The organism is Polaribacter sp. Z014, from assembly GCF_023555435.1.
GTDB lineage: Bacteria > Bacteroidota > Bacteroidia > Flavobacteriales > Flavobacteriaceae > Polaribacter.
The window spans coordinates 18,192-43,668 of record NZ_JALCZP010000010.1 but is presented as its reverse complement, the minus strand read 5'-3'; the positions used below and the strand labels follow the sequence as shown (position 1 = coordinate 43,668).

Annotated in this window: 22 protein-coding genes; 8 read left to right on the top strand and 14 right to left on the bottom strand. The window is 30.7% G+C overall.

Going from position 1 to position 25,477, the window contains the following annotated elements:
• Window position 1: 1 nt before the first annotated feature.
• From MPF19_RS12265 to MPF19_RS12245, 5 genes are all read right to left on the bottom strand, one after another.
• Window positions 2-1,480, bottom strand: a complete 1,479-nt coding sequence (locus MPF19_RS12265; RefSeq protein ID WP_249988465.1) for a SusD/RagB family nutrient-binding outer membrane lipoprotein — start codon at window positions 1,478-1,480, stop codon at window positions 2-4.
• A gap of 5 nt (window positions 1,481-1,485) precedes the next feature.
• Window positions 1,486-4,647 carry a SusC/RagA family TonB-linked outer membrane protein gene (locus MPF19_RS12260; RefSeq protein ID WP_249988464.1) on the bottom strand — a complete coding sequence of 1,054 codons (3,162 nt, stop codon included), beginning with the start codon at window positions 4,645-4,647 and terminating at the stop codon, window positions 1,486-1,488.
• Between the two features lie 395 nt (window positions 4,648-5,042).
• Window positions 5,043-6,611 (bottom strand): ribonuclease Y, encoded by a 1,569-nt coding sequence (gene rny, locus MPF19_RS12255; protein WP_249988463.1) that lies wholly within the window; start codon window positions 6,609-6,611, stop codon window positions 5,043-5,045.
• Between the two features lie 237 nt (window positions 6,612-6,848).
• Window positions 6,849-7,139 (bottom strand): cell division protein ZapA, encoded by a 291-nt coding sequence (locus tag MPF19_RS12250; protein ID WP_203394541.1) that lies wholly within the window; start codon window positions 7,137-7,139, stop codon window positions 6,849-6,851.
• Between the two features lie 13 nt (window positions 7,140-7,152).
• Window positions 7,153-7,443, bottom strand: coding sequence for a coiled-coil domain-containing protein (locus MPF19_RS12245; RefSeq protein ID WP_203394542.1), 291 nt, complete (start codon window positions 7,441-7,443; stop codon window positions 7,153-7,155).
• A gap of 557 nt (window positions 7,444-8,000) precedes the next feature.
• Between MPF19_RS12245 and MPF19_RS12240 the strand changes: the two genes are divergently transcribed.
• Complete coding sequence (locus tag MPF19_RS12240; protein WP_249988462.1) at window positions 8,001-9,740, top strand: M23 family metallopeptidase; 1,740 nt, start codon at window positions 8,001-8,003, stop codon at window positions 9,738-9,740.
• Between the two features lie 6 nt (window positions 9,741-9,746).
• Complete coding sequence (locus MPF19_RS12235) at window positions 9,747-12,194, top strand: TonB-dependent receptor (RefSeq protein WP_249988461.1); 2,448 nt, start codon at window positions 9,747-9,749, stop codon at window positions 12,192-12,194.
• 78 nt (window positions 12,195-12,272) lie between these two features.
• Here MPF19_RS12235 and bcp read toward each other — a convergent pair whose 3' ends face one another.
• Window positions 12,273-12,725, bottom strand: a complete 453-nt coding sequence (gene bcp, locus MPF19_RS12230; RefSeq protein ID WP_249988460.1) for a thioredoxin-dependent thiol peroxidase — start codon at window positions 12,723-12,725, stop codon at window positions 12,273-12,275.
• Between the two features lie 111 nt (window positions 12,726-12,836).
• Here bcp and MPF19_RS12225 point away from each other — a divergent pair, with 111 nt between their 5' ends.
• Complete coding sequence (locus MPF19_RS12225; protein WP_203394545.1) at window positions 12,837-13,493, top strand: endonuclease III domain-containing protein; 657 nt, start codon at window positions 12,837-12,839, stop codon at window positions 13,491-13,493.
• Window positions 13,494-13,599: 106 nt separating this feature from the next.
• Here the strand turns inward: MPF19_RS12225 and folE are convergent, their stop codons facing one another.
• The 8 genes from folE to nadC form a co-directional block, all read right to left on the bottom strand.
• Window positions 13,600-14,289, bottom strand: a complete 690-nt coding sequence (folE, locus tag MPF19_RS12220; RefSeq protein ID WP_203395052.1) for a GTP cyclohydrolase I FolE — start codon at window positions 14,287-14,289, stop codon at window positions 13,600-13,602.
• Between the two features lie 84 nt (window positions 14,290-14,373).
• Complete coding sequence (gene hisS, locus MPF19_RS12215; protein WP_249988459.1) at window positions 14,374-15,741, bottom strand: histidine--tRNA ligase; 1,368 nt, start codon at window positions 15,739-15,741, stop codon at window positions 14,374-14,376.
• A gap of 107 nt (window positions 15,742-15,848) precedes the next feature.
• Window positions 15,849-16,796, bottom strand: a complete 948-nt coding sequence (locus MPF19_RS12210; RefSeq protein WP_203395050.1) for a YihY/virulence factor BrkB family protein — start codon at window positions 16,794-16,796, stop codon at window positions 15,849-15,851.
• A gap of 190 nt (window positions 16,797-16,986) precedes the next feature.
• A complete protein-coding gene (locus MPF19_RS12205; protein WP_249988458.1) occupies window positions 16,987-17,211 on the bottom strand; it encodes a four helix bundle protein in 225 nt (74 codons plus the stop codon).
• A 122-nt stretch (window positions 17,212-17,333) separates the two neighbouring features.
• A complete protein-coding gene (locus MPF19_RS12200) occupies window positions 17,334-17,906 on the bottom strand; it encodes a pentapeptide repeat-containing protein (protein ID WP_203395049.1) in 573 nt (190 codons plus the stop codon).
• A 6-nt stretch (window positions 17,907-17,912) separates the two neighbouring features.
• On the bottom strand, window positions 17,913-18,281 hold the full coding sequence (locus MPF19_RS12195) for a copper resistance protein NlpE (RefSeq protein WP_249988457.1): 369 nt from the start codon (window positions 18,279-18,281) through the stop codon (window positions 17,913-17,915).
• An 8-nt stretch (window positions 18,282-18,289) separates the two neighbouring features.
• The gene (locus MPF19_RS12190) at window positions 18,290-20,392 is read right to left on the bottom strand and encodes a M3 family metallopeptidase (protein ID WP_249988456.1); all 2,103 of its coding nucleotides are present in this window, start codon (window positions 20,390-20,392) and stop codon (window positions 18,290-18,292) included.
• 12 nt (window positions 20,393-20,404) lie between these two features.
• Window positions 20,405-21,262: a carboxylating nicotinate-nucleotide diphosphorylase gene (nadC, locus tag MPF19_RS12185; RefSeq protein ID WP_203395046.1), complete on the bottom strand. Its 858-nt coding sequence runs from the start codon at window positions 21,260-21,262 to the stop codon at window positions 20,405-20,407.
• Window positions 21,263-21,320: 58 nt separating this feature from the next.
• Here nadC and MPF19_RS12180 point away from each other — a divergent pair, with 58 nt between their 5' ends.
• From MPF19_RS12180 to MPF19_RS12160, 5 genes are all read left to right on the top strand, one after another.
• Window positions 21,321-22,106, top strand: a complete 786-nt coding sequence (locus MPF19_RS12180) for a hypothetical protein (protein ID WP_203395045.1) — start codon at window positions 21,321-21,323, stop codon at window positions 22,104-22,106.
• On the top strand, window positions 22,106-22,579 hold the full coding sequence (gene rlmH / locus MPF19_RS12175) for a 23S rRNA (pseudouridine(1915)-N(3))-methyltransferase RlmH (protein ID WP_203395044.1): 474 nt from the start codon (window positions 22,106-22,108) through the stop codon (window positions 22,577-22,579). The genes MPF19_RS12180 and rlmH overlap by 1 nt, the downstream gene beginning before the upstream one ends.
• A gap of 184 nt (window positions 22,580-22,763) precedes the next feature.
• Complete coding sequence (locus MPF19_RS12170; protein ID WP_203395043.1) at window positions 22,764-23,345, top strand: non-canonical purine NTP diphosphatase; 582 nt, start codon at window positions 22,764-22,766, stop codon at window positions 23,343-23,345.
• A gap of 89 nt (window positions 23,346-23,434) precedes the next feature.
• The gene (locus tag MPF19_RS12165; protein WP_249988455.1) at window positions 23,435-24,463 is read left to right on the top strand and encodes a FecCD family ABC transporter permease; all 1,029 of its coding nucleotides are present in this window, start codon (window positions 23,435-23,437) and stop codon (window positions 24,461-24,463) included.
• A 101-nt stretch (window positions 24,464-24,564) separates the two neighbouring features.
• The gene (locus tag MPF19_RS12160; protein WP_203395041.1) at window positions 24,565-25,362 is read left to right on the top strand and encodes an ABC transporter ATP-binding protein; all 798 of its coding nucleotides are present in this window, start codon (window positions 24,565-24,567) and stop codon (window positions 25,360-25,362) included.
• Window positions 25,363-25,477 lie beyond the last annotated feature (115 nt).

Sequence of the window (25,477 nt, the reverse complement as noted above, 5' to 3'; positions counted from 1 at the left end):
CCTACTGTAACCACCAAGTAATTTCTCTAATTCCGTCATTAGATCCTCCAAATTGTCTATCAATAGCTTCGGTTACATTGGCCGCATTGTTATTGTATTCATCTAAAGGATAAATCCATCTGGTTGGTGGCGTGTCTGAACCTAAATAAGGAAAGTTAGGATATCCAGTTCTCAAATGATCAAAATACATTCTCCAACCTCCTTGTAAAAAAGATGTTAAATATTTCTGGGTTAAAATTAATTCTAATTTTTCTTCATTAGAACTAGCATTTAAAAAGTTCACTTTTGTTCCTGCAATATATTTTATAGCTTCAGCTTGCGTATAATACGCTTCATACCCTTTTGCATACGTATTATAGAATTGGAAGTTTGCTTTGATTCCGTTTTCATAAAAAATTTGTGCACTTGTAGAAGAAATCCATCCTTTTACGGCTGCTTCTGCTAAAATAAACTGAACTTCAGAAAAACTTAACAAATTATGTGCTTCTGCCGTTGGATCTTTTGTATAACGCTCATTTACTTTTGATACTTTACCTGCCGCAGCTACTAAATTTACATCGTTATAAGCCGCAATAGGATTTCCTCCTGCGTACGCAGTAAAATCACCAATAGACAAACCTGCTTCTTTTGCATTTTTAGTTTGACCTGCAATAGCAAATAAGCGTGCATCTTCTCTTTCTTTTAACATATCTACAAAAGTAGACGCCATGTATAAACCAGAACCATAACCACTAGAATTGAATTCTGAATATCTAGAATCTACCACATCTACGAATTCTAAACGTGCACTTTCTTCTGGAGTTACAATGATTGATTCAGTATTATAAATAGATGCAAATTCATTTTTAATATTTAAAGAAGAGCTTCCTTCCTTTTTAGAAAGCGTTAATAATACTTTTAAACGAAAAGAGTTGACTAACTTTTTCCACTTGCTAACATCTCCATTAAAAATAGGATCTCCGGTAATGATATCTGTACCATTTAACAATGAATTTGCCTCTGCTAACTCTTTTAAAATCCCTCTAAAAACATCTTCTTGTGTATTATATATTGGTTGATATAATTTGTCTGATTCTCCTTTTAAAGCATCTGCATAAGGCACATCTCCAAAAGTTAATGCCAAATCATAAAAATAATACGCTCTAAAAAAGTAACCAATACCTTTGTAAGAATCGTCTGCTATTCTGTCTGCTTCTTCCATCATTTTAGTCACTTGTCTTAAGCTATTATAAGCGTCAAAACTAGCTCTGTCCCATTTGTAAAACTGCGAAGTACTTTCACCATCGGTCTGCACAAGCATTCTAGAAGCGTACATTCCCCCAGTTCCTTTCACCTGAAAAGCAGAAGTTACAATATTAGTCAGTAATAAATCTGGATGCGTTACACTTACTTTATTTGGATTGTCATTGATGTCTAATTCTTCACAAGAAGACATAACAACAGCCATCATTAAAAATAATATTATTTTAAAATTGTTCATTTTTATTAAAATTTAAAAGTTAAACCTAAACCTAAATATCTTGTAGAAGGGTCTTGTAAATCATCATCATTACCAAAGTCTGGATCAATAATATCTGCTTTTTTTAAGATGAATAAGTTGTAACCATTTAGACTTGCATTAATTTGTTTGATACCTTTTACTTTAAGCACGTTTGTTAAATCGTAACTTAAAGCTACCGTTCTTAATTTTAGATAAGATCTATCAAAAACATTAGCAAAAGTTTTGCTTTCTTCTTCTGTAACTTGCGCTCTATACGGGTAGTTTTGCGACCAAGATTGCCAACTCACTGGAGAAGTATGTGTTGCATAGGTTCTAGTATCTGAAGTAACATTTCCATTTAAATCTCTTTGCACAGAACCACCTGTTACATTTACACCAGTTGGTACATACACCGTTCCAATTCCGCTTGCATATTCTGCATCTCTATATTCCGTAGAGTTTGGATGTTTACCACCCCACCACATTTTTTCTACAGTTTTAGACCTCATTAAACCTCCCCAAACACCATCTATACCTACTTTTAAAGAAAAGCCTTTGTATTTAAAAGTATTTTCTAAACCATACCTAAAATCAGGATTCTTGTTTCCTATATTTTGTTGATACGGATTTTTAGTTGGCATCCCTGTATTTGCATCTAAGATTAATTCTCCATCTGCAGATTTTTCCCAAACGGTTGCATAATACGCATCTGTTCTATCATTTAATCGTAAACTATTGTACTGCTCTGCGCCTTCATCTAATCTTGTTAAACGTTGTACTTTTTTAGACCAGTTAGCTAACACATCCCATCTAAAATCTGCATTTTTAATTGGTGTAGCTCTTACTGAAACCTCCAAACCATTGGTGGTAAATTGGTGTGCATTTTCTTTTCTTGATGAAAAACCAGATCCTAAAGAAATTGGTAAATCTATAATTGCGTTTTCATCAACGGCATTATAGTACGCAAAATCTAACCCTATTCTATTGTTTAAGAAACCTGCGCTAAAACCTAATTCTACATTGGTTGTTAAAGATCCTTCAATATCTGGGTTTACCAAACTACCTGAATACGATAATTCTGGGCTACCGTTAAAAGTACCTGCGTTGTCATAATAAGAATTAATTTGATAGGCACTTAAAGATCTTTTTACCTGAGCCCAAGACCCAAATGCTTTTAAGTAATTGATAGATTCTGGCAATTTAAACCATTCCGAAAGCATACTACTTAAAGATACCGATGGATAAAATAATGAGTTATTATCTATTGGTAATGTAGAGTGTTTGTCTGTTCTACCTGTAAATGTTAAGAATAATTTATTATCAAAATCTAACTCTAACATTCCGTATAAACTGTTTACAGATCTTTCAGAAAATTCAGTTGCTCCTTTTATATTTCCTTTTGTATTGTTTAAACTATACAATTCTGGCACTATAATACCATCTGTAGCATTGTATTCTTGTTGGTATTTATGGTATTCTGATGAAGCTCCTGCATTGACACCTAAAGAAAATTTATCTGTAATTTTTTTATTATAGGTAGCTAAAACATTATAATCTACATCCACAGAACTAGTATTCCAAGTTTTGTAATCTCCATCTCTTGGGTCTCCGTAGTTTAAATAAGATTTCGGACTTTCTCTATTTTCAAAACGATGTTTCATTACAGAAGATCCCATTGCCTGAATACTGAAATCATCTGAAAATTGATAATTTAATTTTAATTGCCCGTTTAAAACATTAGAGTCATATCGCTGATTTAACTCATGAGCAGCAAAATATACATTGTTATACCAAGCGTAATTAAAGTTTGCTTGTCTATATCCTTCTTGACCAGGAATATATCTGTGTTCATTTAATTCTTTTCCGTTTACATCATCTCCCATCCAAATTAAAATAGTGTACATGTGGTTTTTAGGACCGTAACCATGTCTTGGATAATTAGGAGAAAACACTTTATTATACGCCAACTTACTATCTAAGGTTAATTTATCTGATAATTTTGTTGTTGAATTAAAAGTTAACCCTCCCGTTTTTAAATTGGTATTTGGTACTCTACCAGTATGAGATTTGTAATTACCCGATAATCTATAAGAACCTCTTGCTGTTGAGTTGGCAACAGAAAAAGAAGTGGTATTGATAACTCCTGTTCTTAAAAAATCTTTTAAGTTGTTATGATATTCCCAATCAGTTGGCACTCTAGAATAGCGAGATTTATCATCGTATTTTGTTCCACTCACATCTCCCCACCAAGGAGTAACATCACCAGAAACATTGTCTTTAATAGGACTATTCCATTGTGCTATTTTTACACCAGGCTCAAATTTTGGCCCCCAAATCATATCTCCGTCAGAAATACCTCCATCTTGTCCATCCCAAAACTCATATTTTCCGTTAGAACCATTTCCGTATTCTGTTTGAGTTTCTGGAAAAACCGTAAAACCTGCACTCACCATCGTGTTATGAGAAACTGTAATTTCTAATCCGTCTGATTTCTGACCTTTAGAAGTTGTAATTTGTATGGCTCCATTCCCTCCTCTATACCCATATAAGGCAGATGCAGAAGTTCCTTTTAAAACCGTAATATCTACAATATCATCCGGAGAAATATCGTAAAAATCTGTGCTTACAGGAATACCATCCACGACAATTAATGGAGATTTCCCTCTTAATGTAAATGAAGGAGCTTGAAATAAACCTGTTGGATTACTAACCGTTAGACCAGCAACTTTACCCGTAATTAAACCCGCTGCATTTGGAGCAACAACTTCTTTTATGGTAGAAGCATCTACTCGCTGAGTAGCATACCCTACTTTCTTTTGTGCCCTTTTAATACCTAAAGCAGTAACAATAACCTCACTTAAAGTATTTACTTCGGGTAATAGCGTTATGGTAATATTTTTTCTGTTTCCAATAACAATCTCTTTGCTTTGGTACCCGAGAAATTCTACTTTTATTTTACTATGCTCATCTTTAAATTCTATTTTAAATTCTCCATCAATATTAGAAGTAGTCCATTTATTACCTTTTATAATATGAACACTTGCTTCCATTAATGGAATACCTGTTTCATCTATTATTTTCCCTGTTAAAACTTGCTGAGAAAAAGCAATTGTCCCCAGAAAAAGTGACATTAAAATTAAAAATTTACTTAAAAATTTGTGTTTCATTTTATAGTTGATTTAGTTTTGTAATTGAGTTACAAAGCAAAATATATTAAGTTAAATCAACCTAAAACGAACGTTAGTATATTGCAACCAAAACCAAATAACAAGATAAGATTGTGTTACCTAGAGCGGTACTTTTCATCATAAATTAACATTAATTTAAGAAATAAGGCCATATAGAAAACCTTAAGAATACACTTAAGGTTAATTAATTTTTAGTTTATCGGGTTCTATAATGCCGTTGGTATTAAAGATTCTAAATTAGTTTAAAGTAAAACTTATAATTACGAAGAAATGTTTCAAAGCAAAAATCCCTACCATAAACATGGTAGGGATTTTTAAAAATATCTTGATAACACAAAAATGTCTCTTCCCTTCCGGAAGATTATGATAGGCTTTTACTTCGCCACATTCACCGCTCTTGTTTCTCTAATAACAGTTACTTTTACTTGACCTGGATACGTCATATCATTTTGTATTTTCTGAGAAATACTAAAAGATAATTCAGCAGCTTTGGTATCATTTACTTTACCACTTTCTACCATTACACGTAATTCACGTCCTGCCTGAATAGCATACGCTTTTTGAACACCTGGAAAACCAAATGCTATGTTTTCTAAATCTTTTAAACGTTGAATGTAAGAATCTAACACCTGACGTCTTGCTCCTGGTCTCGCTCCTGAAATAGCATCACAAACTTGTACAATTGGCGCTATTAAGGTTTTCATTTCAATTTCATCGTGGTGAGCACCAATAGCATTACAAACATCCGGTTTTTCACCATATTTCTCAGCCCATTCCATACCTAATAATGCGTGTGGAAGTTCGCTTTCTGTATCTGGCACTTTACCAATATCATGTAATAAACCAGCACGTTTTGCAACTTTAGAATTTAAGCCCATTTCTGCAGCCATAATTCCACAAAGATTTGCTACTTCACGCGAGTGTTGTAATAAATTTTGTCCGTATGAAGAACGATATTTCATTCTACCTACTGTTTTTATCAATTCTGGATGCAATCCGTGAATCCCTAACTCAATTACAGTTCTTTTACCAACCTCAATAATTTCTTGGGTAATTTGGTTTTCTGTCTTTTTAACAACCTCTTCTATTCTTGCAGGGTGAATTCTACCATCGGTTACTAACTTATGCATTGCCAATCTAGCAATCTCTCTACGAACAGGATCAAAACAAGAAAGAATAATAGCTTCTGGAGTATCATCTACAATAATTTCTACACCCGTTGCAGCTTCTAAAGCTCTAATATTACGCCCTTCTCTACCAATAATTCTACCTTTAACATCATCTGATTCTAAAGTAAATACAGACACACAGTTTTCTACTGCTTGCTCTACACCTACTCTTTGTATGGTTCCTAAAACCACTTTTCTAGCCTCTTGCTCTGCTGTTAACTTTGCTTCTTCAATAGAAGTTTGTACAAAAGCCATTGCTTCTGTTTTAGCTTCATCTTTTAAAGAAGTTATCAATTCCTTTTTAGCATCTTCTGCCGATAAACCAGAAATTTGCTCTAGCATGTCTACATGACGCTTGTGCATTTTTTCTAACTCTGATTCTTTGTTTTCTAAAAAGTCTAATTTTTTATTAAACTCACCTTCTTTATGTTCTAAAGACTTGTTTAATCTTTTGTTTTTATCTACTTCAGAAGCAACCTGAGATTCTCTATCTCTTATACGCTTCTCTACATCAGAAATCTTTTTTTCTCTAGTAAGAATTACTTTCTCATGCTCAGATTTTAATTCAATAAACTTCTCTTTCGCCTGAAGTATTTTTTCTTTTTTTACAGATTCTGCATCTATTTTTGCTTCTTTTAAGATTGTAGCGGCTTCTTTTCTAGTGCCACTAAGTATCTTTTTGCCTTTTGCTTTTTCCATCGCTTTTGCAATTAAAAATCCAACTGCAATTCCTATCAAAACTCCCACAATAATGGGAAGTATCATTCCATCCATAATTTAAATTTAATATATAAAAAAAAGCCTACATTAGTGAGGTTTTTTAAACTCCAAATATGGTTACTTATAGGACTAACTAACTGTTCAAGGATCCACTTAAAGATACTGAAACGAGTTCAGCACTAGTGGCTTGCTTTAGTAGTTAAGACTCATCCTTCATAATTGAATCGTGTTGAGTTTAATAAACAATGTACTAACGTAGGCAGTGTGTTGTTAATGTGTATTTTAAAGAACTTATTTTAAATGAGCATCAACTAAATTAGTTAACGCTGTTATTTTATCTACTACTTCTCTATCTGTAGAATCTTTTTCTAATGATGTTATTTCTGCTTTAGAAGCAAATTGTAATGCACACATTGCTAAAACATCTTGTTTATCGCTCACTGCATAATTTTCTTCATACATAGAAATTAATTTATTAATAGCTCTTGCGGCTTTTCTCATGCCTTCCTCTTCCTTTGTGTTATTCACACTTAAAGGATAGGTTCTACCTGCTATAACAACATTAATTTTAAGTTTTCCCACAATTTAATGAACTTTATTCGTGTAATTGTATAATACACTTGTCGATTTCTCGAATTAAAGTATTTATTTTGAGTTTTGTATCTCTTGTATTTGTACTACTGCCATCTATAGTTTTTGCAATTTTAAGCAAATCATATTCTTTTTTTTTCGCTGCTAATAATTGCTCTCTTTCTTTTAACTGATGTTGTAACTCATTGGTACTTTGAAGCAAAATTTCATTTTCATTCTTTAAAAATTCATAATTTGACAATAAGCTTTGTAGCTTATCTTCCAGTAAATGAATTGCTTCTATTGTATTACTCATCTATATTTTAAGAATAAAACTATAACTACAAAGTTAACATTCTGTTTTAAACTTTACAACATTTTGTTGCTTATTTTCATTAATGTTCACTAAACACATCACAAGCTTCTGTTAACATTATGGAATTCAATTTGTTTAGACAGAAATTATTACGTGAAGGTTTGATTTTAAAAATTATATTCTGAATAAAAATCATTCTTGTATAATAAAAGATTAATGACCGCTTCGCTTTTAGAATCAAGAACCAAGACTTCACTCTAACGACCTAACAAACAGAGGTAACTTAAAATAAAAATGGGCCGCTTTATCTCAATAAAATTATTACAAAAAAGCAAGGGTATCATTTAAAAAAAACTAAAATTCATTATTTAAAAAGAGTTTGTCAAACTAAAAATATTTTTATATAAATGATTTTTTAATATCCAAAAAATACTTAAAACATTTAATTGAGAGCGTCTTATTTATGGTATCCATTAGCGCTGCGGTATTAAGTCTTTTTAGTTATCAATAGTAACTAATTTTATTAAAAGTTTAAAGATTAACATTTTAACAAAAAAATGATTTTCACTATTTTTGTAGAAAATATTTACATTTTGAAACAAACTTTATTGTTATTCACATTCTTATCTACTTTTTTCACTTTTTCTCAAGAGAAATACCCTCAAACCTATTTCAGAAATCCACTTGGTATCCCAACTGTTTTAGCGGGTACATTTGGCGAATTAAGGAGTAATCATTTTCATTCTGGCGTAGATATTAAAACCCAGGGAAGAGAAGGTTTAAAAGTGTATGCTCCGGCAGATGGTTATGTTTCTAGAATAAAAGTGAGTCAATATGGATATGGAAAAGCATTATATGTTACACACCCAAACGGGTTTACAACGGTCTATGGACATTTAAGTAAATATGCAGACAAAATTCAAAAATATGTAAAGTCTGTTCAATATAAAAAAGAGCTTTATGAAACTGGTAATTTATTTTTTAAAGAAGATCAATTTCCTGTAAAAAAAGGAGAAATCATTGCGTTTTCTGGTGATACAGGTAGTTCTGGTGGGCCACATTTGCACTTTGAAGTTAGAAACACTAAAACAGAAAATATTATTAATCCGTTGTTTTTTGGTTTGAAACCAGTAGACACAAAACCCCCTACTTTTTTAGCGTTAAAAGTGTATCCTCTTAACAAAAACGCTAGAGTTAATAATCAAAATAAGAGTACAGTTGTTTCTTTAAAAAGTATCGCAAAAGGGAAGTATAAAGTTGATAAAATTTCGGCTTCAGGTACTATTGGTTTTAGTGTTAATGTTTTTGATCAATTGGATAAAGCCTCCAATAAAAACGGAATTTATAGTTTAGAAATGTTTGTAAATGGCAAACGCTATTATCATCATGATGTAGAAACCTTTTCGTTTGCAGAAAGTAAATACATCAACTTACATATAGATTATCCTCATTATAAAAAATATTCGAAGAAATATCAGAAAACTTATAAGGAAAGCGCAAATAAACTTTCTACCTACAAAGAATTGATAAATAATGGAAGAGTAAATATTAAAAACGAATTGAATTATAATGTAGAGATTATTGCTAAAGATTATGAAGAAAACACCAGCTCTCTAAAAATTTCGATTGCGGGGAAAGAAAGTAATGCCATTTTTACCCAACCAAAAGACACTACTGCTTATAAAATAATCGCTAAAAACTTTTATAAATTCACACAAAAAAACGTAACCGTTGCTTTTCCTAAAAACACCTTTTATGAGGATGTGTATTTAGATTTTAAAGTTGATAAAGGCGTTGCAAAAATTCATACTCCTACTATTCCTTTAGATAAAAGTTTTACCTTAACATTTAACGTTTCTAAATATTCTGAAGCAGAAAAACAACAGCTATATATTGCCAATGTAGAAAACCCTAAATATCCTTGGTATCAATATACTAGAAAAAAAGACAGCACATTTTACACTACAACAAAAACATTGGGCAAATATGCTTTAGTTTCAGATACTCATAAACCTAAAGTAAATATCTTGTATTTTAAAAATAACCAATGGATTTCTAAAAGTAAAACCATCAAAGTTAAAATTTCTGATATTGGTTCTGGTATTAAAGATTACAGAGCTACCCTTGATGGAAAATGGATTTTAATGGAATACAATCATAAAAAAAGGATTTTAACCTATAATTTTAGTGATAAAAAATTGGTTGGTAGCAAACATATCTTTAAAATTGTAGTCTCGGACAATGTTGGAAATACGAATACGCTTTCTACTACGTTCTTTAAGAAACAAGTAAACTAAACTTACGTGAAAAAAATCTTACTCTTTTTATGCTTTCTTCCGGTCATTGCTTTTGCTCAAAAAACAACAATCCTAAAAGGAACCGTTAACGACAAAAACAAACAACCTATAGAAAAAGTTTCTATAAAATATAACAACGTGGGTACCACCACAGATAAAAACGGAAACTACTCTATTAGAATTCCATATAAAGAAGAAATCACCTTAGTTTTTAGCCATATCTCTTATAGAACTTTCACTAAAAAATATATTGGAAACAGTAGAAATGGATCTCGTTATTCGGTTGTGCTTTCTTCTAAAACAGAAGAGTTAAAAGAAGTTATCATTAAAGACAATGTAAGGAATGCACAAGGTATAAAGAAGATTGATGTTGCAGTGGTTAAAAATGTAATTGGCCCAAATGCTGGAGTAGAAAACGTTTTAATGACGTTACCTGGTGTTAGTAACAATAACGAGTTAAGTACACAATACAATGTAAGAGGTGGTAATTTTGATGAAAATTTGGTATATGTAAACGGAATTGAAATTTACAGACCTTTTTTAATTAGATCTGGGCAACAAGAAGGCTTAAGTTTTATAAACTCTAATATGGTGCAGAATATTAATTTTTCTGCAGGTGGTTTCCAAGCCAAGTATGGCGATAAATTATCATCTGTTTTAGACATTACATATAAAAAACCTACGGAAACTGCCACCACAATCGATGCTAGCTTATTAGGCGCTAGTGTTACCTTTGAAGGTAATTTTTTAAATAAAAAGCTAAGCACTATTACCGGTGTTAGATACAGAGACAATAGTTTATTTGTAAATAGTAAACAAATTGAAACTAACTTTAAACCAAAATTTACAGATATACAAACGTATTTGTCTTATGAGTTTTCAGAAAAGTTTACATTAAATTTTCTAGGAAATTTTTCTTTAAATGACTACAATTACCAACCAATTTCTAGAAGCACACGTTTTGGTACTGTTGCAGATCCGTTAGAATTAATTGTTTTCTATTCGGGTCAAGAGGAAGACAAATATTTAACGATGTTTGGCGCTTTGTCTGCTGATTATAAAGTGAATGATAATTTTACTTTAACTACAACTGCTTCTAGATACAATACCCAGGAAGAAGAACATTTTGACATTGCAGCTGCTTATAATTTAGGTGAAATAGATTCTGATATTGGATCCGAAAATTTTGGGGAAGTAGATTTCTCTCAAGGTATTGGATCTCAATTAAACCATGCTCGTAACGATTTAGACGCTGTAATTACCAATATTCAGGTGAAAGGAGCCATTAAAAACGAAGAAACACAATGGAGTTTTGGTGCTAAATATCAGAAAGAAGATATTAGAGACCGTATTAGAGAATGGGAAATGATCGATTCTTTAGGTTTTTCTATAAGCCCCCCAAATCACACTTCTAACAACCAACCTTATCAACCTTTTGAAGGTGAAATTACGCCGTATCAAAACATTAGAAAAGATAATAATGTAACAATTAATAGAGTTTCTGGTTTTGCCCAATTTAACCAACGTTCTTTTTGGAATGAACACGAGATTTTTTACAATTTAGGTATTAGAGCGCAAAGTTGGTCCGTAACCGGAAATGGAATAAAATCTGCAAATCAGACCATTATTAGTCCTAGAGGTCAATTTGCCATCAAACCTAATTGGGACAAAGATATGTTGTTTCGTGTTTCTGGCGGATGGTATTCTCAACCTCCTTCTTATAGAGAATTAAGAGATTTTAATGGTGATATTAATATAAATGTAAAAGCGCAAAAATCGATTCACTTAGTTACAGGAATGGATTATAGTTTTGAAATGTGGGACAGACCTTTTAAACTAACTACAGAACTGTATTATAAAGATTTATCTGATGTAAATGCGTATTCTATAGACAATGTTAGAATTCGATACAGAGCAGACAATGTAACAAAAGCTTATGCAACTGGTTTAGATGTTCGTTTAAATGGTGAGTTTGTTCCTGGTAGCGAAAGTTGGGTAAGCTTAGGCTATTTAAAAACAGAGGAAAATATTGATAACCGAGGATATATTCCAAGACCTTCTGACCAACGTATCAAATTCGGAATTCTTTTTCAAGATTATGTTCCTAATTTACCAAACCTAAAAGCATATTTAAACTTAGTGTACAATACAGGTGTTCCTGGCGGCTCACCTTCTTATGCTGATGTGTATGACTACCAAAGTCGTTTAAGAGATTATAAACGTGCAGATTTAGGTGTTTCTTATATTTTTGTAGATGCAAATAAACAATACACCACAGGTTGGTTGTCTAAATTTAAAGAATTATCAGCCGGATTAGAACTTTTTAATATGTTTGACATACAAAACTCAATTACCAATACTTGGGTTAGAGATGTGTATTCTAAAACACAATTCGGGATTCCGAATTATATGACAGGTAGAGTTTTAAACTTTAAAGTGGGTATGAAGTTTTAAATAAGATATAATCGTCATTGTAAGGACGAAGCAATCTCTTTCTATACAGATTGCTTCGTTCCTCGAAATGACGTTTTTTTATCCTAAAATCTGTTCTGCATGTGCTTTCGTTTTTACTTTTAGAATGATATCTTCAATCACTCCGTTTTCATCAATTACAAAAGTAGTTCTGTGAATTCCATCATATTCTTTTCCCATAAATTTTTTGGGTCCCCAAACATTAAAAGCTTCTATTACGGCTTTATCTTCGTCCGCTAAAAGCGGAAAAGGCAATTCGTTTTTATTGATAAAATTTTGTTGTCTTTTAGCAGAATCTGCACTTACACCTAAAACATCATATCCTTTTGCTAAAAAAGATTGATAATTGTCTCGTAAATCACACGCTTCATTAGTACAACCAGGTGTACTTGCCTTCGGGTAAAAGAACAAAACTAACTTTTTACCTGCATAATCAGCTAATTTAATGGTATTTCCTGCATTGTCTTTTGCTTTAAACTGTGGAGCCTTGTCTCCTATTTTTAGTGATGTCATTTTTATAAATTTTAATTACAAAGGTACAAAGTAGCTAAGTTACAAAGTTTAAAATAAAACCTAAATATTACTTTGTAACTTTGTAACTTGTAAACTTAGTAACTCTAATAAATGACCAAACAAGAAAAAGTACAATTTGTAATTGATACACTTCAAGAAAAATATCCTGAAATACCAATTCCTTTAGATCATAAAGACCCTTATACCTTATTAATTGCTGTTTTATTATCTGCACAGTGCACCGATGTAAGAGTAAATAAAATTACGCCTATATTATTCGCTAAAGCGGATAATCCTTTTGATATGGTAAAAATGACGGTAGAAGAAATTAAAGAAATTATTCGACCCTGTGGCTTGTCGCCAATGAAAAGTAAAGGGATTTACGGTTTGTCTAAAATTTTGATTGAAAAATACCATGGAGAAGTACCACAAAGCTTCGAAGGTTTAGAAGAATTGCCTGCAGTTGGCCATAAAACAGCAAGTGTAGTTATGAGTCAGGCTTTTGGTGTCCCCGCTTTTCCAGTTGATACGCATATTTTAAGGTTGATGTTTCGTTGGAACTTAAGCAACGGAAAAAGTGTTGCTCAAACAGAAAAGGATGCAAAGCGTTTGTTCCCTAGAGAATTATGGAACGACTTACATTTGCAAATTATTTGGTACGGACGCGAATATTCTCCTGCAAGAGGTTGGGATTTAGATAAAGATATTATTACGAGTACTATTGGAAGAAAAACAGTCTTAGATACCTATTTTAAAAAAAATAAATAGATAAATATCCATATTATAAGTTTATCTTAAAATTAAAAAACCGTTTAGAAATAAATCTAAACGGTTTTTAATATTTTAAAGCTCTGCATTCACAGAAACAGCCTCTTTACTCAAAAATAGAATTCATTTTTAAATATTCTAAAAACTCTCTTTTAGTATCTTTTTCTTTAAACTTACCTCCAAATTCTGAAGTTACCGTAGAGCTTTCAATATCTTTAATCCCTCTAGAGTTTACACATAAATGTTTAGCATCAATAACACAAGCTACATCTTGTACACCTAAAGCCTCTTGCATTGCTTGTACTATTTGCATGGTTAAACGCTCTTGTACTTGTGGTCTTTTAGAAAAATACTCTACAATTCTATTCATTTTAGAAAGGCCAATTACCTTACCACCCGAAATATATGCAACATGAGCTCTACCAACAATAGGTAATAAATGATGCTCGCAAGTAGAATACACAACAATGTTTTTTTCTACCAACATTTCACCATAATTATAATTATTGTCAAAGGTTGATGCTTTTGGCATATTTTTAGGATTTAAACCCATAAACAACTCATTTACAAAAGATTTAGCAACTCTTTTAGGAGTTCCTTGTAAACTATCATCTGTTAAATCCATCCCCAAAGTGATTAAAATATCTTTTACACTTTCTTGGATTCTTTCAATTTTTTCTTCGTCAGAAATATCAAAAGCGTCTGCTCTTAATGGAGTTTTCGCTGATGTACCAACGTGATTCTCACCTATTTCTTCAATTCTTTCGTCATTCATTTTGCTGCTTAATTCAAACATTTCATTCTTTATTAAAGTGCAAATTTACGTGTTTGCAACGTATTATTTTAATTTCGTAATCAATAAAAATTATAAAATTATAATTTATGCTTTTAGTTGTATTATCATTTCAGATAAAGAGCAATTTATTTGCTCTCCAGAATTCATGTTTTTCAACACAAAAACATCGTTTTCTACCTTAGATATTACAAACTCTATCTCTCTATTAGTAACATATTTCCATTGTCGTTTTTGTGCCTTATTACTTTCACCTAAATCAGGATAAAACTCACTTTTTATATTGCTTTCTCTTAAAACCTTAATAGCTTTCATTTTTAGAATATCTGTAGTTGCGTCAAAATTTAAGAAAATCACCTTTGGTTTAGGCAAATCAACCGTTTTAAACAAGCCCAACTCTTCTAAAACTAAATATATTCTGTCTAATCCGAAAGAAATTCCAACTCCAGAAACATCTTTTAAACCAAAGATACCTGTTAAGTCATCATATCTTCCACCTCCACCAATAGACCCCATTTTTACACCTTTTGGAGCAGCAACTTCATAAATTGCACCGGTGTAATAATTTAATCCTCTTGCTAAAGTTACATCAACTTCTAAAGCTGCTCTTTCTAACCCTAATTCTTCAACAGAATTAATTACAAAACGCAACTCTTCTACTCCACTTGATCCTTCTTCTGAAGTTGATAACATACTTTCTAAAGAAGCCAATTTATCTAAATTAGAACCATCAAAACTAAATAAAGGATCCACCTTTTCAATAGCCTCTTCTGTAATTCCTTTAGACAACATTTCTTTTACAACGCCCTCTTTACCAATTTTATCTAACTTATCTAAAGCAACTGTAAAATCGATTAATTTATCTTGAGCACCAATAACTTCTGCAATACCAGATAATATTTTTCTATTGTTAATTTTAATCGTTGTTCCTGCTAAACCTAATTTGGTAAAAACAGTATCATATAATTGCACAAACTCTACTTCTTGCCATAAAGACTTGCTACCAACAACATCTGCATCGCACTGAAAAAACTCTCTAAAACGACCTTTTTGTGGTCTGTCTGCTCTCCAAACGGGTTGTACTTGGTATCTTTTAAAAGGAAAAGTAATTTCATTTTGATGCTGAACAACGTAACGTGCAAAAGGCACTGTTAAATCGTAACGCAATGCTTTTTCTGATATTTGAGCAGTAACTTTTAAACTATTTTTTTCTGATAAAAGAGTTTCATCTGCTTTCTTTAAAAAGTCTCCAGAATTTAATATTTTAAAAATTAATCGATCTCCTTCTTCACCATATTTCCCCATTAAAGTAGATGAGTTCTCAAAACTTGGTGTTTCTATGGGTTGAAACCCAAAGGTTTCAAAAGCAGTTTTTATCGTATTCATTATATACGTTCTGTTTGCTACTTCTGTTGGCGAAAAATCTCTAGTTCCTTTTGGTATGCTTGGTTTCATGTAAATCAATTATCAATGTTCAATGTTCAATTATCTTTTATCAATATATCAGAACACTGATAATTGATTATAGATAATTGTTTTGCGAGCGCAAATATCGTGAAAAATTATATTTTTTTAGGAGTTGTAAAGGTTTTATTTCTTTGTCTTAAACTATGTAAAGAAGCATTTAATTCGAAACCTAATAATAGAATTATTGCGTTTAACCACACAAATAGCATCAAGATTAAAAGAGTACCAATAGATCCATATAATTGATTGTATTGAGCAAACTTAACTACGTAAATTCCGAATAAATAAAAGGTAAATAATGAAACTACTGTCGTTAACAGAGCACCTGCAGAAAAGAACTTAGTTTCTTTCCCTTGCTTTGTTCCATATCTAAAAAGTAAGGAGACTATAGTGAAAAGCATCACTAAAAAAAGAGCATTTTTACCTATTAGAAATAAATCTAGATCTCCGGTATCTAACCAACCTGTTTCATCTATTTTAGACAATGCTACTTGATATAAAATAAGTATGGTAATCATAACAATTAAAAAAAACGACATCAATAAAGAAACTCCTAATGAGATAAAATAAGATCTAAAAACATTTCTAACATCTGTTACATGGTATGAGTATTCAAACCCTCCAAAAATAGCATTGACACCATTTGTCATTAAAAAGATAGAAAATAAAAAACCAAAAGAAAGCAAGCCTCCGTATTGATTGTTAATAATATCTCCAATAACTACATTTACAGCATCAAAAGTTTGAGGTGGTAAAATTTCTTTGATAAAAGAAAATAATCCTTCTTGAAAACCTTCTATAGGAATATAAGGGATTAGTGTTAAAATAAACAGCATAAAAGGAAAAACAGCCATAAAAAAACTAAAAGCAATTCCACCTGCTCTCGTTGTTAAGGCCCCTCTTACAATACCAATAATGTACATTTCTAATACATCGTATAAAGACATACCTTCTAACCCTGGAATTTTTATTCTTTTTCCAAATTTAACCAGAAGGTTTACAACTGGTATTTTTTCTAGTTTATCTTCTATTTCTTTACTCATTATTTGAGTTACAAAGTTAAAGTTAGTTCCATAGGCACTAAGTTAATAAGTAGCAAAGTTACAAACTGAATGAATAAAAACAATAATTAATTTACTTTCGTTGAGATTTTATACTTCTAATAAAACTGAATAACATTCTTTCGATTTCTCTTGATAATTTATACAAATTATCAAATTTTTCTTTATTGATCTATTCTAAATTAAAAGCAATTTCCACATGAGTTTGAAACTCAAAAAGCGATGCTATTGCAATATTAAAAAAACGAAGATACTCTCTCAGTCGTTCTCTACCATTACCTTCAAAAACATTACTAGGTATTGATACTGTAGATCTTCTTAATAGAGAAGTTAAGCAAAATATTTCTTCTTTTGGAAATGATTTAGACACTTTATAAATTTCAGAAACAAAGTTCATAGACTTTTGCTAAACTAATATATCTCTAAATGTTTTCACCTGTTTAATCTTATGTTTTATGAGTTGTAAAGTTAAAAGTAGTTACAAAGCATCAAAGTCAGACTCTTCTTTTTTATAACTTTTTACTCAACTACAATTTTATATTCCGACAAAAGACCCAAAATATTTTCTTTACTAAACTTTGCTCCTTTTAAACTATTTTCTTCTGGATTGATATTAAAATTAAAAGCAGTCTTAAAATCTGACTTTTCAAGATTAGTTCTATCAAAAATGGCACTTTTCAAATCACAATTATCAAAAAGCGAACTTATTAAAACCGTTTCTGTAAAATCTACTTCTTGCAAATTACAATTGATAAATTTTGTTTTCGGAATTTTTAATTGATAAAAAGAAGAAAAACTTAATTGACAGTCTTTAAAACTAAATTGCAGTAAAAAGGCATCACATTCATTAAATTTAATTCCTATCATTTTACAATTGATAAAACTCACCTCTTTAAAAGCTGTATCTTTTACAATGGCATTGCTAAAATTACAATCTATAAATTCGCACTCTACAAACTGAATATTTGATGCATGCACATTTTCGAAATTACAATCTAAAAAAGTGCAATTATCATATTCTCCTTTGTTGATTTTCGTTTTAGTGAAATCAATTTTAGTGAACTCTTCGCTATCAAAATAAGTCTCTGTCATCTAAACTTATTCTTGTTTTATTAGCTTATAATTTAACTCGCTTTCAATTTTATGACCATCAATATCTAACAATTCAATATAATTATTACCAATTGCATATTTAAAAGGCGATTTTTTTAATTCTAAAATTAGTTTTCCTTCCTTAACAACGTACGTTCCTTCTTGTTTATAAGTATGCTCATCTCCTTTTCCTTTGTATACTTTTTCTAACACAAAAGTACTATCGGTATTCAAAGTCATTTTATTATCGATTCCAATACAATCTGCACAAGGAAATTCGCCTACATAAACTCCTGTAACATCTACCGGAGCATTATTTTTACATGCTAAAAAAAGAATACAAACTACAGCTACAACTTTTATAATATATTTCATTTAATCTACTATTTTAATCCTCTAGCTTCTAACATTGGTGCTGCTTCCGGGTCTCTACCCGCAAAGGTTTTATACATTTCTGCATAATCCATAGTATTTCCTTTTGATAAAACTTGATCACGGAATTTTTGTCCGTTTGCACGAGTTAACAATCCATTATGTTTAAACCAATCGTACGCATCATGACTCAACATTTCTGTCCATAAATAAGAATAGTAACCTGCTGCGTAACCACCACTAAAAATGTGTGCAAAATAAGTTGAACGATATCTTGGTGGAATTTCATCAATATTTAATTTCATACTTTTTAAAGCTTCCTTTTCAAACTTAGCAACGTCTTCAATATTCTCATTTGCAGAAATTGTATGCCATTTCATATCTAAACTAGAAGAACATAAGTTTTCTATCATAGAATATCCTTGATTAAAAGTACCTGCATCTTTAATTTTTTGTAATAATGCTGCCGGAATTACTTTTCCTGTTTTGTAATGTATTGCGTAGTTATTTAAAATTTCTGGATGCGTAGCCCAATTTTCATTGAACTGCGATGGAAACTCTACAAAATCTCTTGCGGTACTTGTACCAGAAATTGATGCATATTTTTGATTCCCAAAAAATCCGTGTAATGCATGTCCAAATTCATGAAACATAGTTTCTACTTCATCAAAACTAATTAAAACTGGTTCTCCATCAGCTGGTTTTGGAGTATTACACACATTATAAATAACGGGTTTCTGATTGCGTAATTTAGATTGTTTTACAAAACTACTCATCCACGCACCACCACGTTTGCTATCTCTTGCAAAATAATCTCCAAAGAATAATCCTAATTTAGAACCATCCTCCTCAAACAATTCATAAACGACAACATCTGGGTGATACGTTGGTATGTCTGTTCGTTTTTTAAAGGTAATTCCGTATAATTTTGTAGCAGCATAAAACACCCCTTTTTCTAAAACGTTGGTCATTTCAAAATAAGGTTTTACCTCGTCTTCATTTAAATTGTACTTAGATTTACGCACTTTTTCGGCATAAAGATTCCAATCGTAAGGTGCTAGTTTAAAACCTTTTCCTTCCTTATTAATTTCGGCCTGAATTTCTTTTATTTCAGATGCTGCTTTATCTAAAGAACCCGGAATTAAATTTTTAAACATCTTAAAAACTTTATCTGGTGTTGCAGCCATGGTGCCTTGTAAACTCCAACTTGCATAATTATCAAAACCTAAAATCTGCGCTTTTTTAGCTCTTAATTTCGTCATTTTTAAAACAAGATCACTTGTATCATATTCACCAGCATCTGCTCTATGAATAGATTTTTCGAACAATTCCTTTCTAACCTCTCTGTTTTCTAACGTTTGTAAAGAAGGTTGTTGCGTCGTATTAATTAACTGAATTTCATATTTTCCATCTTTTTCTAAAGAAGCTATTTTTTCATCAGAAAAACCTTTTAATTTCGATTTATCGGTAATTACAATTCCGCCTTTTTTACTAGCATCTAATAATTTCTTCCCAAAATCGTTAGATAAACTGGCTATTTCTGAATTTATTTCTTTTAATTGCTCCTTTTTTTCTTCGGATAAATTAGCACCCGCTTTAGAGAAGTTTTTAAAATATTCACCAACTAAATGTTTAGATTCTGCATCTAAATTAGCTTCAGAAAGGTTATCATAAACAGCCTTTACTTTTGCAAACAATTTTGTATTCAATAAAATATCATCGCTGTGCTTAGAAAATTTTGGTGCTAATTCTTTTTGATTTTCTTTAATAGTATCGTTTGTGTTAGCACCTGCCAATCCATAAAAAACAGCAGTTACATCATCTAATTTTTTGCTACTTTCTTCTAAAGCTAAAATGGTGTTTTCAAAAGTTGGAGCCGCTGTGTTCTCTGTAATTTTTGCAATTGCCTCGTTTTGTATTTTCATACCTTCTAAAATAGCCGGTAAAAAATGTTTCGCTTTAATTTTGGTAAAATCGGGCGTTCCGTATTCTAGTGTACTTTTTACTAATAAAGGATTTTTAGAAATATCCATGGTATTTTCTTTTTTAGCTTCTTTAGTGTTGCAAGATATCACCAACATTAAAGACGCTGCTATTGTTATATATTTTTTCATTTCTAATGATTTTTAAAAAGCTTTTAAACTCAAATCTAAATTAGACACAGAGTGTGTTAATGCACCAGAAGAAATATAATCTACACCACATTCTGCGTATTTTCTAATGGTATCTTCATTAATTCCGCCAGAAGATTCTGTTAGGCAAGTATCACCAATTAAAGCAACGGCTTTTTTAGTGTCTTCATAATTAAAGTTGTCAATTAGAATTCTGTAAACACCTTCGTTAGATAAAATTTCTTTAATTTCTTCTAAACTTCTAGCTTCCACAATAATTTTAATATCGATGTTCTTTTCTGCTAAATATTTTTTTGTTTTGGTAATTGCCGCTGTAATTCCACCCGCAAAATCTATATGATTGTCTTTAATCATCACCATGTCATATAATGCAAAACGGTGGTTTTCTCCCCCACCAATCTTAACAGCCCATTTTTCAATTGCTCTAATTCCCGGAGTTGTTTTTCTTGTATCTAAAACTTTGGTTTTTGTTCCTTTCAATAAGTTTGCAAAAAAAGCTGTTTTGGTAGCAATTGCACTCATTCTTTGCATGGCATTTAAAACCAAACGTTCTGCCATTAAAATAGATTGAGATTTTCCTGAAACATGAAAAACAATATCACCATATTTCACATCCTCTCCATCATTTATAAACGTTTCTACTTGTAAATCTTTATCAACATAGCTAAAAACTTGTTTTGCAAACTCTACTCCTGCTATAATTCCGTCTTCTTTTACCAACAATTTTGCCTTTCCTTGTGCATCCGCAGGAATACAAGAAAGTGAGGTGTGATCTCCATCACCAATATCTTCTCTTATGGCATTTTTTATAATTAAATCTAATTCGTTTTGAAATTGTTTTTTAGATATCATTGCATAATATTTTTATCAATTCAAAAATATAGTATTTTTGAGGAAATCTTGTATGAAAATGAAAAGAAAAATACTCTTTTTAACTTTACTCTTTAGCGTTTTTTATGGTTTTTCTCAATCTGTAAATTATATAGATGAAAAGATGAAGTCTATAGACTCTATAACTTACTATAAAAAATGTAATTCTGTTGTTTTAAAATGTTTAAACTTTAAAACAGATTCTTTAAATATTAATAAAGTGGTTTACAAATTTAAATTTGGAACTACAGATTCTATTGGTTACTCTCAAGTAAGAACTTTATTATTAAAAAACAGTAATCGAAAAATTCATAAAAATGCTTTTTTAATGATTAGTTACAGAGACACTCTTTTTAATACTAAAGCTATAAAAGAAAGTTTTATAAGACATACAAAAACACACAAAACATTAGAGCATAAAGATTTTAATTCTAAAAAATATCACTTTAGAAGACAAAAATGGGTTAATTCTCAAAAAAAATGTAGAGAGAAATTTAATAAATTAGGCGCAGAAACATTTTATGTTTTTAAATATGATTATGGCTACATGAAAGAATACAATGATATTAAATGGATAAAAGATAGAGGCCTTTTTAAAAATGCTTTTTTTAAAATTATTTATAGTGGTAATTTTTTAATTATAAAACCTGATGGAAAGTATTTTATTAGCGGAGGGCATTTACCCAATAATTTATTAAAAAAACTACTTAAAAATGAAGATTGGTCTAAACTAAAATTAGATTGGTTAGCAACCTACAATACTTTAAGTAAATCTGGTATAGGTGCTTTTAAAGAAAATTCTTATCATAAAAAACATTGTTTCTAATGAAAATTAAATTACTTGCCATTGGTAAAACTGACAACAAACAATTAATGTTATTAATTGATGAATATCAAAAAAGGTTAAAACATTATATAAAGTTTGAGTTAGAAATAATTCCGGATATTAAAAATGTGAAGAATTTAAGCGAAATTCAACAAAAAGAAAAAGAAGGTGAATTGATTTTATCTAAACTACAAAACACAGATCAATTGGTTTTGTTAGATGATAAAGGAAAACATTACAGTTCTATTGATTTTTCTGTCTATTTACAAAAGAAAATGAACGCCGGTATAAAACAACTAGTATTGGTTATTGGTGGACCTTATGGTTTTTCTGATGCAGTTTATAAAAAATCAATCGGAAAAATATCATTATCTAAAATGACATTTTCGCATCAAATGATTCGTTTATTTATTGTAGAACAATTATACAGAGGTTTTACAATTCTTAAAAACGAACCGTATCATCATGAATAGTCACCTTGTTAATTTAGATCTTTTTATTTTTAATCTATTGAATGAAATTCAAACTTTATTTCGTTCATAATCAGAATATCTTGACACTTTGTTACTTTGATACTATTTTTAACTTTGCAACTTACTTAAACCTTAAAAACTTTGTAACTTTGTTTCTTACTTTTAAAACTTTGCTACTAAAAATATGAAATTAGTATTCGCTACAAATAACCTTAACAAACTGAGTGAAGTTCAGGAAATGTTACCAGACTCCATACAATTATTGAGTTTAAAAGATATTAACTGTTTTGATGAAATAGACGAAACAGAAACCACTTTAGAAGGAAACGCTAAATTAAAAGCGGATTATATTACCAAAAAATTTGGTTTTAATTGTTTTGCTGATGATACAGGTTTAGAAGTAGATAGTTTAGATGGAAAACCTGGAGTATATTCTGCTCGTTTTGCAGGTGAGCCTTCTAATTCTGAAAACAATATGCAAAAGTTGTTGGTAGATTTAAAACCTGCTAGCAATAGAAAAGCACAATTTAGAACCGTAGTTGCTTTAAACTTAAATGATGAAAATTTTCTTTTTGAAGGAATTTGCAAAGGTGAAATTTTAAAAGAAAAGCATGGAGAAAAAGGTTTTGGTTACGATCCTATTTTTAAACCAAACGGATTTAAAAAGTCTTTTGCAGAAATGACTTCTGAAGAAAAAAATAGCATTTCTCATAGGGGAATTGCCATTCAGAAATTAGTAAGATTTCTATCAAAATATAAATATTAAATTTACCTGATCAAACATTATTAAATCATTAAAAATTAATTTGATTATAAAAGCGTAATTTTAAGCCCCACTGAACCAGACATTCATTAATGGAAAACAAATCATATACAAGACACTTTATTTTTTTATCTATATTACTGGTAGTCTTGTTTTTTTTGAACATCAGTTTTGGGTCTGTTTCCATTCCGTTTAAGGATATTTTTAATAGTCTTTTTGGCGGCACTATAACCAAAGAAAGTTGGGAAACTATCATTATTAATTTTAGAATTCCGAAGGCAATAACAGCCGTTTTAGTTGGTTCTGGTTTGTCTATTTGCGGTTTGTTAATGCAAACTTTATTTAGAAATCCTTTAGCAGGCCCTTTTGTGTTGGGAATTTCTTCCGGTGCAAGTTTAGGCGTGGCTATTTTAATTTTAGGTTCTTCTGTTTTTGGAGGACTTTTTCTAACAAGTTCTGTTTCTAATTGGTCTTTACCCATTGCCGCAAGTTTGGGCGCTTTTTTAGTTTTATCAGCAGTAATAATTGCTGCAAACAGAGTAAGAAACACCATGTCTATTTTAATCATCGGATTGATGTTTGGTTCATTAACATCTGCAGTTATTAGTGTTTTGGCTTATTTTAGTGAAGCAGCCCAAATTCAGCAATATTTATTTTGGAGCTTTGGTAGTTTGGGTAATTTAACTTGGAATGAAATTACTATTTTTGCTATTATTTATTGCATCGGTATTTTAGGAACCATCACCGTTATTAAACCTTTAAACAGTTTTTTATTAGGTGAAAATTACGCCAAAAGTTTAGGAATTAATGTAAAGAGAAGTAGAAATATTATATTACTAATTACTAGTTTGTTAACAGGTGTTATCACTGCATTTTCCGGACCAATTGCCTTTGTAGGTTTAGCTGTTCCGCACATCGCAAGAATGTTATTTTCTAGTTCTAATCATAAAATATTATTACCTGCAGTTGCTATTATTGGTGCAATTGTCTTGCTAATTTGTGATGCTATTGCACAAATGCCAACAAGCGAATTTACACTACCAATAAATGCAATTACCTCTTTATTTGGTGCACCAATAGTTATTTGGTTACTAATTAGAAAAAAGAGATTGTTTGTTTAATTAAGTGGCAAAGTTAAAAATAGCCACAAAGTTACAGCGTTAAAAAGCTGTAAGCAAACAAGCTGAACTTTGTAAATCTGCCACCCTGAAACTTTGAAACTTTGAAACTAAAAAATATACATATCATCCTTAAAACTGAAAATCTATCCATAGGTTATCAGCAAAAAAAGAACTCCAAAATTATTGCTTCCAACATCAATTTAGAAATTGAAAAAGGAAAATTAGTAACGGTTTTAGGTAAAAACGGAATCGGAAAATCTACTTTATTAAGAACTCTTTCTAAAGTTCAGAAGCCTATTTCTGGAGCTGTATTTATTCATCAGAAAAACTTAGAAAACCTTAGCGAAAAAGAACTTTCTACACAATTAAGCTTGGTATTAACAGAACGATTGCCTGAGAGCCAACTAACCGTTTACGAGTTAATTGCATTGGGCAGACAACCCTACACCAATTGGATTGATAAACTTTCTGACAAAGACAAAGAAAAAGTAGATACAGCATTACGACAAACAGAAATTGAACATTTAAAAAACAATCGTTTTTACGAATTAAGCGATGGTCAATTACAAAGGGTTCTTATAGCTAGAGCGTTAGCGCAAGACACCGAAATTATTATTTTAGATGAACCAACGGCACATTTAGACATGCATCATACCATTAAAATATTTTCATTGTTAAAAAAGTTAGTTGCAGACACCAATAAAACCGTTATTATATCATCTCACGAAATTAATTTATCTATTCAGTTGGCAGATGAAGTAATGCTTTTAACAGAAAACACCGTTCATTTTGGCACTCCAAAAGAATTAATTAATAATAATGCTTTTGATACTTTATTTCCTAAAGAACTTGTTAACTTTAACAAAACCTTACAACAATTTGTAATTAACAAAAGTTAAGTTTGATGTTTATTTTACTCATATATCCGTAATTTGTAATACTTGTAAAAAAAGTAAACATCAGTACAAAAATAGTTTTAGCATTTTGAAAAATTTCCCTGTAGATTTTACAAAT